Here is a 14,511-nt window from a genome sequence, read left to right on the forward strand (position 1 = left end):
GTGTTTGTTAAGGCGTGGAAGAATGAACAGAAAACAGCTTGACGTGAGGGCTTGATAAGGAGCTGAGCCATGGTTTCCTAGCATAAACGCCAGATAAACCGCTCAGCCCATCAGGCTACCATGGCTCAGCTTCTTTTCAAACCCTCACAGAAAGATTAAACAGCTACACGGATCATTGAACTCACACTTCTCATGAGCGAGGCCTACTTTATTCTAGGAGGCTAAGTTCTATTTGCAATTTATAAATAGTTTCATGAATAATAATTTTAAAATTATTAACAATTGGTGTTTAGGTTCTCTTTAAAAATGAAAGGAAGACTTAATTTGTTTTTGAAATTAATGTATATAACAAATAATGAAAAATTAGCAAAAATAGCAGATGAATGTGGAATTGATTGGATATTTATTGATTTAGAAATCAAAGGTAAAATTGAAAGGCAGGGACATCTAGACACTGTCATATCCAACCATTCCTTAAATGATATATCAAAAATTAAAAGTCATTTAATTAATTCAAAAATTTTAACTAGAATTAATCCTATTAATAACGAATCTTTAAATGAAATAGACAATGTTATAAATTCAGGAACTGATTTAATAATGTTACCTTATTTTAAAAAGGTCGAAGAGGTAAAGTTTTTTATCTCTTCGGTTAATAAAAGAGTGAAAACTGTACTATTATTAGAAACAAGCGAAGCGGTTAAAAAGTTGGACGAAATTTTGAAAATTCCAGGAATTGATTACATTCATGTAGGTTTAAATGATCTTCACTTAGATTTAAAAAGAAAATTCATGTTTGAATTACTTACTGATGGGACAGTTGAGAGTATCTCTAAAAAAGTTAATCAAAGTAATATAAAATTTGGTTTTGGAGGATTTGGAAAAATTGGTGCAGGATTACTACCTGCTGAGAATATCTTAATTGAACATTATAGACTAAAATCAGAAATGGCTATTTTATCCAGAACTTTCTACAGTCAAAATTCGACAATAAATAATTTAAATGAAATAAGAGAGTATTTTAAAAACGAAGTATCTAAAATTCGTACATTAGAGAAGGAAGTTATTAATTATAGCAACTCAGATTTTCAAAAAAATCAGAAAGTCGTTAATGAAATTGTAAACAATATAGTGGAGGATAAATATGACTAATACCTTTTATAAAAATACTGTTAAACCAATATTTGATTTTATTATATCTTTTTTCTTAATAATAGTGCTTCTACCTATTTTTTTATTAATATCTATATTAATTAAAATTGATTCAAAAGGACCCATATTCTATATACAAACAAGATTAGGAAAAAATAAGAAGCAATTCAAGATATATAAGTTTAGAACAATGGTTATCGATGCAGGTAAATTAGGACCTGAGTATACAAAAAGTAATGATACACGTATAACTAAGGCTGGCAAATTTCTAAGAAAAACAAGTTTAGATGAATTACCCCAACTATTTAATGTTTTAAAAGGAGATATGAGTCTAGTCGGTTTTCGTCCTGGAACTTTAAAAAATTATAATAATGATGATTTAAACAGTACTCTTTTCTCTGTTAAACCAGGTATTACAGGTTTAGCTCAAGTCAATGGAAGAAGCTCAATTTCAACTGAACAGAAAAGAAAGTATGAAATTCTATATTCAAAAACAATATCTTTTAAACAAGATATTAATATTTTATTAAAAACTTTAAAAATAGTTGTAAATTATACAGAATCGAATTGAGGGATTATATTGGAAAATATTATAGGATTAATTGCAGGTTCAAGTGGAGATTCATTAATTGATAGATTACATTTCAAAGGATACAAGGTCGCATTAATTGCTGGTAAAAAAGGTGAGCCAGGATCTGATAAAGCTGATTATTTGTTAGAAACTGACCTATCAAATTCTAATAAAATAATTAATTTTTTTAATAGATTAAATGTGAAAAAAGTTTTGATAGGAACCGGTCATATAAAAGCTTTGGAACTAGTTGGAAATAGAGATTTTAACTTTATAACTAACATTAACCTTAATAGAAGTATGTTAGCTAAAGATAAGTTGAAATTCAAAAAAGAAATATTGGCTCATAATATTTATACGCCAAAATTTTTTAGTTTTGACAATATCCAAAGTCTCATAAATAAAACAGAAGATGTGCTTTATGAATTAAAATTTCCTTTAGTAGTAAAACCTAATAAGGATATAGTTTTACCAGTAAAAGTTAATAATATTGAGAATATGTATGATTCGGCTAAATTATGTCTGCAATCTAATAACAAAATAATTGTAGAAGAATATATTGAGGGAAATGATTGCACTGTGCCAATATATTATAATCTCAAAGATTCACCAAAGTCATTAGGTGTTGTATATTATAGCAAAGCTAAAGAATATAAATTGAATGGTTTTTCAGAAGCGAAATCAGAAAAAATGTCTCCTGAAATTGAGCAAAGAATTCAAGATATGGCTTTGAAAGTTGTCAAATCATTGAATATTCCTGGATTATCAAGAGTAGATATAATATTAGATGAAAAAGAATTAAAGCCTTATGTACTTGAATTGAACTCTATAATAGTCACTGGATATAATGGCTCAAGCTATAATTTCTTTAAAAATCAAAATATAGACATCTCAGCTATAATGATAGACACTAGTCTTGAAATGATGGGAGAATTATAGAATGATAGATGTATTGTTTGTAACTTATGGCGGTGGACATGTTAAAAGTATTATTCCGGTTTATAATGAGTTAGCAAAAAGAGGGGTTAAATGTCAAGTTCTAAGTTTAACCTCAAGTTATAAAATTTTAAAAGATAATAATATACCATTTAAAACCTATGAAGATCTAAAATGTTTCTTTACAGAATCAGAATTAGGAGAAATAAAATATTTTTCAGAAAAATATTTTGAAAAAAATTATGACATAAATTCCGGAATACCAAGCAAAGTAATTTATTGGTATATAGGCATAAATATTTGGGATCTTTCAAAACAATTTAATTCAAAACAAAGAGCTGAAGATTATTATGAAAAATTTGGTAAAAAGGTGTTCTGTCCTTTAAATTTATTTAAAAGGCTGTTATCTAATGTTAGTCCAAAAGTTATAGTGGTTAGTAGCGGACAAAGATCGGAAAAAGCTGCAGCAATTCAAGGTAACGATCTTGGGATACAAGTGGTAAGAATTATTGATTTGATAAGTAAAAATTTTAAATATGATTATAAATCAATATTTTGTGTTCAAAATAACTTATCAAAAAGAAAGCTTTTAGAAATAGCTCCGAAAGTCCCAGAAAAAGATATAAGAGTTACTGGTCAACCAAATTTAATTAATAGATATGAAAAATTAGAAGAAAGTAACTTTTATGAAAATTATCAACCACAAATTTTTTCTAAAATTGTTACGCTTTTTTCACAACCGAATTTAAAAGATATTGAAAAGATTAGAAAAGAATATAAAAGCATAGCTTTAAATAACCCCAAAATTCTCTTCATATGGAAACTTCATCCTAATGAAGAATCTTTTGTTTTTAAAAGTAAAATAGAAAACCTTTTTGTTTTAAAGGATATTAATTCAAGTTTGCTAATAGAAAAATCAGACCTAATAATAACGTTCTTTTCAACAATTGGTATGCAAGCAATTACTAATGATAAAAATTTATTAGTTATTAATCATTTGAATGAAGACTATCCGGTTAAATATCATGAAATGGGATGTGCAATAATGTTAACCAATTTGAAAAAAATGGAAGAAGTTGTTTTAAATTCTTTATATGACCCTACCTTATTTGAAGATATAAAAAATAAAAGGAAAAAAATAGACAATGTTTTAAATCCTGAAATTAATATTTCAAATATCATAACTTCTTATTTATAGTGAGGTAGTTTTCATGAGACAAGAATCATTGATTATATTTATATTAACTATTATTTCAAAATTATTTGGTTTTATTAGACAGCTAATATTATCATTCTACTTTGGGACAAGCTTAACCACAGATGCTTATTTAATTGCAATTGGAATCCCCAGTTTTTTCTTAACATTTGTAGGTGCTGCTATACAAACAACGTATATGCCTATATTTCAAGAGGTTAGCGATACTCAAGGAGAAAGTGAGGCGCAAAGATTTACAAATAACTTAATCACTATTTTAAGTGTCATTGTATCTTTTATACTTTTTATAGTATTAATTTTTCCCGAAAAAGCAATATTTATTTTTGCACCAGGTTTCAATAAAGAATCAACAAAACTAGCTGTAGACTTACTCAAAGTTAGTATTTTTTCAGTGCTTTTTGTAAGTTCAACATTCGTCATAAAAGGTTATTTGCAAATGAAAGGTAAAATTTTGGTCCCATCAATTGTGAATTTACTGTATACTTTTATTTGGACTATCTTAGTGTTTTTTGCCGGGATATTATCTGCAAAATTGCTTCCTTATGGAATTTTATTTGCATCAATATTTCAATTGATTTTTATAATACCTTTTTTAAAAGGGTTTAATTTTAGATATAATTTAGAATTAAATCTTAATAATAAGTATATAAAAAAAATGCTAAGAATATCCTTACCATCTATAGTTACAACTGCGACAGATCAAGTAAGTAAAATTATTGATAAAAATATTGTGTCATATATAGTAATAGGTGGTATATCTTCAATTACATTTGCAGATAGAATTTTAGAATTTATTCAAGCAATTGTAGTAACACCTATTAGTATTGTTATATATCCGCGTTTAATAAAGTTCATCAGTAGTGACTTAGATAACTTTAAAAAAATAATTTCAGATTCAATTGAAATAATCCTAGCTATTTTAGTTCCTACATCAGTACTATTGGCTTTTTTCTCTACTGAAATAGTTTCATTAATGTTCGGAAGAGGAGCATTTAATAAGAATAGTATAGAGATGACTTCTCAAGCATTATTTTTCTATTCATTTGGTGTAATAGGTTTTGGCTTAAGAGAAATTTTAAATAGAGGCTTTTATGCTTTAAAAAATACATCTACTCCAATGAAAAACTCCATTATATCAGTCTTATTGAATACTATGTTGAGTATACTTCTATCCAAGAAATATGGTATTGGAGGTATAACATTGGCAACGAGTATTTCTAATATATTATTTTCAATTCTTTTATTTTATCAGTTAAATTTAAATGTCAAAACATTTATCTCATTTAATTTTATAAAAAATATATTTAAGATTATATTTTCAACAGTTTTGATGATAATATTCTACGAACTTTTTAACTATTTTATTGCTGATTTTATTTCACTTAATTTTATATTTGATTCTTTCATTATGATTTTTATTTATGTATTTTCCTTATATATTTTAGACTATTTTTATATTAAAGAAATTGTTTCATTAATTCAGCACAAGATAAGGGGACGATAATTTGAAATTTAAAGTTTATAAATTAATTTTCTTTTTCTTCTTTATAATAATTTCATTAATGCTTTTTTTAACAACAAGTAATTTCATTTTTATTCTAGGTTCCTCAATGATTTTAATTTTATTATTATTATCAAATACACGGACTGAAATAATTTTAAACATATTTCTTCTTATATTCTATCAATATTTATGTTTTTCTGAATTTATTCAACTTAATTATTTACCTCAAGCGGAAACATTATTAGGTGAAGATCCTATAAAATTGATTTTAGCGGGTCATATATGGGGGCCAAGGTACTTTGTTACTTATCCATCAGTTATTTTAAGTGACAGCTTTTTTATTGATATCGATAAAGCTTTTACAATTTATAGTTTAATAATAATGAGTTTATATATTATCACTTTTCAAAAGATAGCTCATGAATTTAATCATAAGTCTTATATATATTCTTTTATAGTTATTATCGCTTCTTTAATTATGTTAGAATTTATGAACGGCCGACTAATTTTTGCGTATTTTGGGTTTTCTATCATTTTACTTCAGCAAATAAAAGTTTTGAAATATAAACGTTTTTACTTATTTCCTGAAATATTAATGACTTTTGTTGGATTATTATTTACTACTGTCAGCAGTGGTACTGTAGTTGTAGCTGCTACTCAAATTTTAGCCATACTTTTAGTTATATTTGTAAATAAAGGTTACTTAAAAATCAAACATTTATTTTCTTTGCTTGTATTCTTAACAATCCTTTATTTAATTTATTATGATCATGTAGTTATAATGATAATGAAGAACATCAATTTTTTTGGTGGAGGCTTTAAAGGTATTTTATCAATGTTAAAGCATGGAGTAGGACGTGTTTTTTATAAAAACTCATTATTAACTATATTAATTACTACATTGGGACTTTCTTTTTTTATTAGCCTACCTTTCTTTTTGAAAAGAATTAATAGTGTAAAACCTAAGATGATGCCAATATATATTTCAATAATAATTAGTGTATTTGGCGGTTTATTTGGGCTATCAACTGCTACAATGTTAATTACACCATTTTTAATTCTAGCTTGTATTTACGTCAATAATTTAAATTCTTTAGAAAGGAAATCTCTAAATGCAAAAATTTAAAGATACATGGACTAGATTACATGGACTTAGAGGCTTTGTTATATGGCCTATTTATAAAGCTGGAAATTATATCTATTATAAGATGGAATGTAAAATCCTCAAGTATCTATTATGGTATTTATATAGGCTTATAGATATGATCGTTGTTCGTACTTTTCTAAATTGTGAATTTCCAGCTCAAGCTAATATAGGCAAAAATCTTCAAATTCCACATGGCGGCAATGGAGTTATAATTAGTATAAATTCTGTAATAGGAGATAACGCAATAATTTTTCATCAGGTAACTATTGGAACAAATTCATTTAAGTCTGATAAATCACCTGTTATAGGAAATAACTGTTTTATCGGCTGTGGAGCAAAAATATTAGGTGATGTTAAGATAGGGGATAATGTTCGAATAGGTGCAAATGCAGTAGTAATTAATGATATACCATCTAACTCCACTGCAGTTGGAATTCCTGCCCAGGTAATATTTAGAGAAGGAGAGTAAAATGATTGAGATTATTATTATAGGAGCAGGTGGATATGCAAAATCTGTAATAGATTCAATTAATAAAGAAAATTATAAGATAGTTGGTTTTATTGATGACAGGAAGAAAGGAACCCATCTAGGATTACCAATTCTCAGCAGTGAGATATTATCAATAAAAAACTTTAATAATTATTTATATTTTATAGCTATAGGTGATAATATAAAGAGAAAAAAATGGTATGAAGAATTAAAAAGATTAAACTGCGGGCTTATTAATATTATTGATAAAACCTCTATTGTCTCTCCAAATGCAAAACTTGGTGAAGGATGCTTTATAGGAAAATTAGCTATAATAAATTCTATGGTTAATATTGGAAATAATTGTGTAATTAATACAAAAGCTTTATTAGAGCATGGAGTAAAAGTTGAAAATCACGTTAATATTTCGACCAATTCAACTGTAAATGGTGATGTGATCATTAAAGATGGAGCATTTATAGGTAGTGGCTCTATAGTAAACGGTCAATTGATGATTGAAGAAAATTCAATTGTAGGTTCTGGTGCAGTTGTTATTAGAGATGTTATGAAAAATTCAACTGTTGTTGGGATACCGGCTAAACCCTTAAATATTTCAGAGGAGGATTAAAATGGAAAACAGAGTATTTGTAATTGCTGAAATCGGATGTAATCATAATGGTGATATAAATCTTGCAAAAGTTTTAGTTAATAAAGCAAAAAATGCTGGTGTTGATGCTGTAAAGTTTCAAACTTTTAATTCTAAAAGACTAATTTCTAAGCACGCTCCAAAAGCAAAATATCAAATTAAGACTACAGGCAATGAAGAGTCACAATTAGCCATGACAAAAAAATTGGAATTATCTTTTAAAGATTACATGAATTTAAAAAAGTATGCTGAAGATTTAGGGTTAATAGTTTTTTCAACTCCTTTTGATATGGAATCTATAGAGTTTTTAGAAAGTATAAACCAAAACATTTGGAAAATTCCTTCTGGAGAAATTACAAATCTTCCCTATCTTAAAAAAATCTCTGAAATTAAATGTGAACATAAAAAAATAATTTTATCCACTGGAATGTCGACGATACAGGAAATAAAAACTGCAGTTAAGGTTTTAAATACTAAGAAGAATGATATAGCTATACTACATTGCAATACAGAGTATCCAACTCCAGATAATGATATTAATATTACTGCATTAAATGAAATAAAAAATATATTTCCGAATCATAAAATTGGTTTTTCAGATCACTCAGTAGGCTCAACAGCAGCGATAATGGCCGTCTCTTTAGGTGCTAAAATTATTGAAAAGCATTTTACTTTAAATAAAGATTTACCTGGTCCAGATCATCATGCATCTGCAACACCTGAAGAACTAAATAATTTGGTAATAGAAATAAGAAGAGCTGAAAAAATGTTTGGTTATAATAAAAAAATTATTACTGAATCTGAAAAAAATAACAAGATTATAGCTCGAAAATCAATAATAGCAAATAAAAACATAAAAAAGGGAGAAATATTCACCGAAGAAAACCTAACTGTTAAAAGACCGGGAAATGGAATATCTCCAATGAAATGGTATGATATTCTAGGAAAAGAAGCTATGTTTAACTTTTCAGAAGATGATTTGATTGTAGACCCTAATTTTAAGTGGGAGGAAAGTGATGAGTAGTATAGCTATAATTCCAGCTAGATCAGGATCAAAAGGTTTACCTGATAAAAACATAATGAATCTTAAAGGTAAGCCAGTAATTGCTTATACGATAGAAGCTGCATTAAAATCAAAATGTTTTGGTGAAAACGTTTATGTTACAACCGATTCAATAGAATACGCAGAAATTTCAAAGCAATATGGTGCAAAAATAATTTTGAGAGATAAAAATCTTTCTGATGACAAAGCTTCTTCTTATATGGTTATAGAACATGCAATAAAAAAAATTCAATCCGAAGGTATAGCATTTGATAGTTTCGCGTTACTACAACCTACTTCTCCTCTTAGGACCGAAAGCAACATAGTAGAGGCATATAAAATATTTAAAGAACCATTTGATTTTTGTGTTTCTGTTACAAAAAGTGATAAAAGCAGTAAATTAATTAAATCTTTAAATAACCAAACTATGTCGAATTTTAATCTTAATTATAAGAACTATTCTCGTCAAAAGTATGAGGAATACTATCCAAATGGGGCAATTTTTATAGGGAAACCAGAAAAATATATACTTAAAGGTGATTTTTTTGGAGACAAATCAATAGCTTACATAATGCCTCTTAATGAATCAATCGATCTTGATACACCTGAGGACTTTTATCAAGCTATTAATATTATTTCAAGAAAGAATTCTCGAGAAGAAATATCCATCAAAGTAAGAAAAAGAATTAAAGAAAAACTTAAATATTACGATAGAGGCGGAGAGGTCTTATTTTTAGGCCATTCTGTGATGGATTGTTATCCTTATGAAAAAGTTTCTGATAAAATCATATCTAATTTTGGGATCAGTGGAGCTTGTGCAAAAGATATATCTACATACTTAATTAATAAAATGAAAACTTGTAACTCATATAACTATATATTTATAATGTTAGGCATCAATGATATTAAACAAGGATATTTAAAGGAAGAATTTAAATTTTCCCTTAATAATATTATAGAATTTGTTAAAAAATATTTTTCGAATAGTAAAATCTATATTTTTAAAATTATGCATAACAATGTAAATATCAATGTTAACAATACTCAAATTGAAGAATACAATAAAGCAATATATGAAATTTCTAAATTAAATAATATTCATATTATAGATTGGGTAAACTTTTATAATTCTTATGGAAAAGTTTTGTATAAATACTCTGAAGACGGAGTTCATCTTAGTAAAGAAGGATATGAGCTCTTAAATTCTAAAATAAAGACAATTATATTTCAGGAAGGAAATTATGATGTATAAAGTTGCTTATGCTACTGGATCAAGAGCAGAATATGGAATAGTAAAAAATTATTTAAAAGCTCTTTCAAATATAGAAACTATAGATTTAGATATTTTAGTTACGGGTTCACACTTAGAAAGAAAATTTGGCTATACTAAAGAAGAAATAGTTAAAGATGGATTTAAAATTAAATTTGAAGCTCCATTATCTATTGAAACCACTGACAATTCAAATATTATTCATAGTATGTCTATCGCTTTAGATAAATTCGGTAAATTTTTTAGTAAAAATAAATATGATCTATTAATAATTTTAGGAGATAGATATGAGATGATGGCAGTATCGATAGCAGCTGCGATGAATAAGCAAACTATCTTACATTTACATGGTGGGGAAATTACTTTGGGTAATTATGATGAATTTATAAGGCATTCTATCACCAAAATGAGTCACTATCATTTTACTTCAACACCTCAATACAAACAAAGAGTCATTCAGTTAGGTGAACATCCTAAAAATGTCTATTATATGGGAGCTTTGGGAGCATTTAATGCATTAAATAACGTTGATAAGAATTTCACAGTACCTTGGTCAGAACCTTATTTTGTTATACTATTCCACCCTGAGACACTTACTTCGGTTTCTACAAAATCACAAATAACAGAATTAATTGATGCTTTAGATTATTTTAAAGATAAATATCATTTTGTCTTTATAGGTTCTAATGCTGATACTCATTCTAACGAAATATTTAATTTAGTAATAAAATATGCTAAAAAAACGAATTCAACTTATATTACTAATTTAGAGAATTACGAATTCCAGAATATTATCAACAAAGCTGAATTATTTATTGGAAACTCTTCATCTGGAATTATTGAAGCACCAAGTTTAGGTACTTATTCAATTAATATTGGTGATAGGCAAAGAGGAAGAATAAAATCTAATTCAATAATCGATTCAAAATGTATAAAAGAGGATATTATTAATTCCATTAAAATAGGACTCATTAAAACTAAAAGTGATGAAAAAATTTTAAATCCTTATTTTAAAGAAAATACATTAAATGAATATATAAAACAGACCATAGAAATTTTAAAACAACATAAAAATAATATTAAAAATTTCTATGATTTATAATCAGTTATTAATTAAAGCTAAAAACTTTATTTTTATTAGTCATTCTTTTCTAAATCACAATTAAAATTATCGAATATGTAAAAAATATACAAAATTTAACTTTTCTTTGGTTAAATACAGAAGTTTGTCAGGAAATTCTACTATCATTTTTCTTTTTATTAAAGCTAACAAAATTATGAGTGTTCGCTAAATATTAATTTTTAAACAGCTATCTTGAGATAGATCTAGATATGTAAGAACAATTTTATAGTTATATTCCTATATCAAAACATACTAAAAATGTCTTATTAAATTATATGATATATTTAGTATTTATTTAGTCCAAGTGAGAACCATCTACAATAGTAAGTAAGAAACTCTATTTAATTCAAAATTTCTTAAATGTTTAACTTTACATCATAGTGTAAAATTTCTTGTGTAAGCTCCGAGACTCCCTAGAAAAAGAGACCTCACTTATGTAAGATTGTGATAACCACAAAACAATCACACATAGGAGGTCCCTTATGGAAGACTTTAACACAAAATGATTCATAACACTAGCCCAAGGTGAATCTGTTCATGAACTGTTTCGTCCGGCTTTAGAAGAAGCGATTAATCTACTGCTTGAAAGTGAAAGAATCGTCTTTCTTGATGATGAGAAATGGGAAGTAAAAGGCTACCATGCAGGCAATTCTAGAAATGGCTATTATTCGAGAACTTTAATAACAGAATATGGCAGGTTGAATCTTAAAATTCCCCGTGATCGTTTAGGTGAATGAGACGTTAAAACACTCCAATGTCTTCAAGAAGTGCTCTCTCATCTAGAGGAGATGATTGTTTGGATGGTTCAAAAGGCTGTGACGACACGTGACGATTCAAAGCTCATCGAAAAGATGTAGGGTCCTCATTATTCTCCAACGACCATTTCCAATCTATCAAAAACATTTGGAGAAGAATTAGCCGCTTACCGACAACGTCTGATTAAACAAGACGATGTATGTTTATACTGTGAGGCTACTTTTGTCCCTGTAAGGCGTGGAAATGTCTCTAAGGAAGCCGTCCATACTATTATCGGTATCGATGCTCAAGGCTATAAGGAAATACTCGATTTTCAAGTCTATCCTACAGAGTCAGCTCTTCATTACCGTGAAATTCTCTAAGATTTAAAACAGAGGGGGCTAGAAAATGTTTTGCTCTTTGTTTTAGATGAATTAACCGGGTTAGCGGAGGCCCTGACTAATGAGTTTCCGATGGCTCTTCATCCATCTTGTTGGACAGACCTACTGAGACAGGTCTCCATGAAAGTCCGTTTGAAGAACCGTCAAGAAGTGTTAGCGTCACTAAAAAAGTTCCTAAAGCCAGTAGTATCGTAGAAGCCTCTCTGGAAAAAACAGTCTATTGTTACGTTAGCGAGTATAACGCAAAGTTTGGACATCGGATACATAAAGGCTTTGGTAAAGTAACCTTTGAACTTCAATATCTTTTAGATAAAAACGACCAGTTAACGAGACGAAATTAAGAGAAGGCATCACATAGCCGCAAGTATCTTAATGGACTAAACTAGCGACTGTTGGTTGCTTCCCTCGCATTTTAGATGACCTATCGATCTTACAGATGCAATCAAATCCACACGGCGTTCGAAAGATCATCTAAAATGCGAGGTTAGGATCAAAAATAATGGAAGTATTAATCTGGTAATTACAATCTTAAAATGTAGGTTACACAATTTATTTGACACTACCCTTTACATCCATTATTGATAATCTTTGAATTATTTTTTATATTTAAAATTAACTTATGTCTTTCTCGAATATATATGTGGTTTAATTATAGTTTTGATATTCCATTCGATAATATTTTTCGTTTCATTTTAGATGATATTATCGTAAGTTAATAGAAGTCTCAAACTTCCATCTTCTATAGATTTATGAGTAATTATTACAAGTGTAATCTAGCTTATTCCAAAAGATTATTCTAATTCGTTCCTCATAAATAATCAAATTGTTCAAAAACGTTGTTTATATTTAGCAAATTTTTTCAAAAGTCTTAATAGGGAACAGCTTTCTCTATACCCAACCAAGCCATTATGGGGCGCTACGTTTTAACGCCTAAGATTTTTGATTTTTTAGCTAAGAAACAAGTCGGAGCGGGTGGAGAGATCCAATTAACCGATGCTATTCAAATTCTGAACCAAGTCGAACCTGTTTATGCTTATGATTTTACCGGCATTCGTTATGACGTCGGGGAGAAAATCGGCTTTATTAAGACCACCATTGACTTCGCCCTCCACCGCGAATTCGCTGAGGAAATCCGTCAGTATATGCGAGAGAAGTTGGAAGAATAAGATGAATAGATTAACCCCCTAGAGTTGAAGTTAGCTCTAGGGATTTTTATTTTCGCCCTACTTATTAATTAAATAATTGGATCGTTTCATCGATTTTCTCTTCGACTAGTTTAAGGATGACTGATTTTTCAAGCTTCGCCTTATAAATAATATAATCTAAACATTCCGAATGACTCGGTAAGACGCTTTTTTCAATTAAGTTGTATTTTTCTAGAATCGTTGGATAGGTAGCTGTGGTCCAAGTGTAACTGCCTTTAATGGTAGCGATAAAGTCAAGCAGTGAACCCCGCTCATAAACTTGGATTAATTTCTTTGAGGAATTAATTTTTTTCTGCCATAAATAGGCCTCAGTATAATCATCCCATTCAAAATCACCGTGGATAATTTCTGTAAAGGGTTCTAAGTCTTTAAGTGCTAAATGCTCTTTTTTAGCCAGTGGGTGCTGCTGGGAAATCAGAACGACTCGAGGAAAGGAGGAAAGCTGCTTCCACTCAATATAACGCGCTTTTAATTGATTTTCAAAATGCTCCTTGTTCTCCGTATAAAAACGAATAATACCAATATCTGCATTGCCACTATTAACATCCTCGATGACTTGTAAGTTGGTTGTTTCAGAAAATTTGATCGATAAGTTATGATGTTCCTCTTGCAGGCGGTTGATCATTTTGGCGATTGCAAAAGCAATATAAGAAGACCTCCTGGCAGAAATAGAAAGCGAAGAGAAGTAATTAGTCGGTGTTAGATATTTGGTTTCAATTGACTGATAAAGGGCATCGAGTTTTTCCAAATCATTAAGAACTTGCTGGCCATCATTCGTTAGTTGAACCCCTTTGTGAGTACGATCGAAAATAGTAAAACCAATCGATTCTTCAAACCTTTTTAATATTGAACTCAAATAGGGTTGTGAAACGAAAAGATTTTGAGAAGCTTTGCTGATTGAACCCGTCTTAGCGATTTCCAAAATGTATTGAATATGATGAATGTCCATGGTCTAAGCTCCTAATAGTTTGATTATAAGTAAATGAGGATAGGTGGTATTGTTATCATCTATTTTTAATTGCTAGAGGATGATGGTAAAATTTAATTAAAGATGTAAGCGCTATCTTTAAAAGAGAACGGTTCTCAATTAGTTT

Annotated in this window: 13 protein-coding genes and 1 pseudogene; 13 read left to right on the top strand and 1 reads right to left on the bottom strand. The window is 28.6% G+C overall.

The window, feature by feature from the left end:
* Positions 1–324: 324 nt before the first annotated feature.
* The 13 genes and pseudogenes from ACQV2R_RS01505 to ACQV2R_RS01565 all read left to right on the top strand — a co-directional run bounded on the left by ACQV2R_RS01505 (position 325) and on the right by ACQV2R_RS01565 (position 13,378).
* Positions 325–1,152: an aldolase/citrate lyase family protein gene (locus tag ACQV2R_RS01505; protein WP_428891720.1), complete on the top strand. Its 828-nt coding sequence runs from the start codon at positions 325–327 to the stop codon at positions 1,150–1,152.
* Entirely contained in the window at positions 1,145–1,723 is a 579-nt protein-coding gene (locus ACQV2R_RS01510) for a sugar transferase (protein WP_428891721.1), read from the top strand. The genes ACQV2R_RS01505 and ACQV2R_RS01510 overlap by 8 nt, the downstream gene beginning before the upstream one ends.
* Positions 1,724–1,732: 9 nt before the next feature.
* Positions 1,733–2,662 carry an ATP-grasp domain-containing protein gene (locus tag ACQV2R_RS01515; protein WP_428891722.1) on the top strand — a complete coding sequence of 310 codons (930 nt, stop codon included), beginning with the start codon at positions 1,733–1,735 and terminating at the stop codon, positions 2,660–2,662.
* 1 nt (position 2,663) lies between these two features.
* Complete coding sequence (locus ACQV2R_RS01520; RefSeq protein ID WP_428891723.1) at positions 2,664–3,857, top strand: hypothetical protein; 1,194 nt, start codon at positions 2,664–2,666, stop codon at positions 3,855–3,857.
* 13 nt (positions 3,858–3,870) lie between these two features.
* The gene (gene murJ, locus ACQV2R_RS01525) at positions 3,871–5,379 is read left to right on the top strand and encodes a murein biosynthesis integral membrane protein MurJ (RefSeq protein WP_428891724.1); all 1,509 of its coding nucleotides are present in this window, start codon (positions 3,871–3,873) and stop codon (positions 5,377–5,379) included.
* A 1-nt stretch (position 5,380) separates the two neighbouring features.
* The gene (locus tag ACQV2R_RS01530) at positions 5,381–6,505 is read left to right on the top strand and encodes a hypothetical protein (protein ID WP_428891725.1); all 1,125 of its coding nucleotides are present in this window, start codon (positions 5,381–5,383) and stop codon (positions 6,503–6,505) included.
* Positions 6,492–6,995: a serine O-acetyltransferase gene (locus tag ACQV2R_RS01535; protein WP_428891726.1), complete on the top strand. Its 504-nt coding sequence runs from the start codon at positions 6,492–6,494 to the stop codon at positions 6,993–6,995. Before ACQV2R_RS01530 ends, ACQV2R_RS01535 begins: the two co-directional genes overlap by 14 nt.
* Position 6,996: 1 nt before the next feature.
* Positions 6,997–7,623 (top strand): acetyltransferase, encoded by a 627-nt coding sequence (locus tag ACQV2R_RS01540; RefSeq protein WP_428891727.1) that lies wholly within the window; start codon positions 6,997–6,999, stop codon positions 7,621–7,623.
* 1 nt (position 7,624) lies between these two features.
* Positions 7,625–8,665: an N-acetylneuraminate synthase gene (gene neuB / locus ACQV2R_RS01545; RefSeq protein ID WP_428891728.1), complete on the top strand. Its 1,041-nt coding sequence runs from the start codon at positions 7,625–7,627 to the stop codon at positions 8,663–8,665.
* Positions 8,658–9,935, top strand: coding sequence for a cytidylyltransferase domain-containing protein (locus ACQV2R_RS01550; protein ID WP_428891729.1), 1,278 nt, complete (start codon positions 8,658–8,660; stop codon positions 9,933–9,935). The genes neuB and ACQV2R_RS01550 overlap by 8 nt, the downstream gene beginning before the upstream one ends.
* Positions 9,925–11,055, top strand: coding sequence for a UDP-N-acetylglucosamine 2-epimerase (gene neuC / locus ACQV2R_RS01555; protein ID WP_428891730.1), 1,131 nt, complete (start codon positions 9,925–9,927; stop codon positions 11,053–11,055). The genes ACQV2R_RS01550 and neuC overlap by 11 nt, the downstream gene beginning before the upstream one ends.
* Before the next feature lie 599 nt (positions 11,056–11,654).
* Positions 11,655–12,407: pseudogene (locus ACQV2R_RS01560) on the top strand (IS256 family transposase).
* A 713-nt stretch (positions 12,408–13,120) separates the two neighbouring features.
* Positions 13,121–13,378: a hypothetical protein gene (locus ACQV2R_RS01565; RefSeq protein WP_428891731.1), complete on the top strand. Its 258-nt coding sequence runs from the start codon at positions 13,121–13,123 to the stop codon at positions 13,376–13,378.
* A 64-nt stretch (positions 13,379–13,442) separates the two neighbouring features.
* Here ACQV2R_RS01565 and ACQV2R_RS01570 read toward each other — a convergent pair whose 3' ends face one another.
* Positions 13,443–14,366 carry a LysR family transcriptional regulator gene (locus ACQV2R_RS01570; RefSeq protein WP_428874756.1) on the bottom strand — a complete coding sequence of 308 codons (924 nt, stop codon included), beginning with the start codon at positions 14,364–14,366 and terminating at the stop codon, positions 13,443–13,445.
* Positions 14,367–14,511: the final 145 nt, after the last annotated feature.

It is taken from the genome of Facklamia sp. P12937 (assembly GCF_050409505.1).
In the GTDB taxonomy this organism is placed as follows: Bacteria; Bacillota; Bacilli; order Lactobacillales; family Aerococcaceae; genus Facklamia.

Coding starts and splice junctions, on each gene's coding strand:
- ACQV2R_RS01510 (WP_428891721.1), top strand. CDS start 1,145: ATGACTAATACCTTTTATAAAAATACTGTTAAACCAATATTTGATTTT.
- ACQV2R_RS01520 (WP_428891723.1), top strand. CDS start 2,664: ATGATAGATGTATTGTTTGTAACTTATGGCGGTGGACATGTTAAAAGT.
- murJ (WP_428891724.1), top strand. CDS start 3,871: ATGAGACAAGAATCATTGATTATATTTATATTAACTATTATTTCAAAA.
- ACQV2R_RS01535 (WP_428891726.1), top strand. CDS start 6,492: ATGCAAAAATTTAAAGATACATGGACTAGATTACATGGACTTAGAGGC.
- ACQV2R_RS01540 (WP_428891727.1), top strand. CDS start 6,997: ATGATTGAGATTATTATTATAGGAGCAGGTGGATATGCAAAATCTGTA.
- neuB (WP_428891728.1), top strand. CDS start 7,625: ATGGAAAACAGAGTATTTGTAATTGCTGAAATCGGATGTAATCATAAT.
- ACQV2R_RS01550 (WP_428891729.1), top strand. CDS start 8,658: ATGAGTAGTATAGCTATAATTCCAGCTAGATCAGGATCAAAAGGTTTA.
- neuC (WP_428891730.1), top strand. CDS start 9,925: ATGATGTATAAAGTTGCTTATGCTACTGGATCAAGAGCAGAATATGGA.
- ACQV2R_RS01565 (WP_428891731.1), top strand. CDS start 13,121: ATGGGGCGCTACGTTTTAACGCCTAAGATTTTTGATTTTTTAGCTAAG.
- ACQV2R_RS01570 (WP_428874756.1), bottom strand. CDS start 14,366: ATGGACATTCATCATATTCAATACATTTTGGAAATCGCTAAGACGGGT.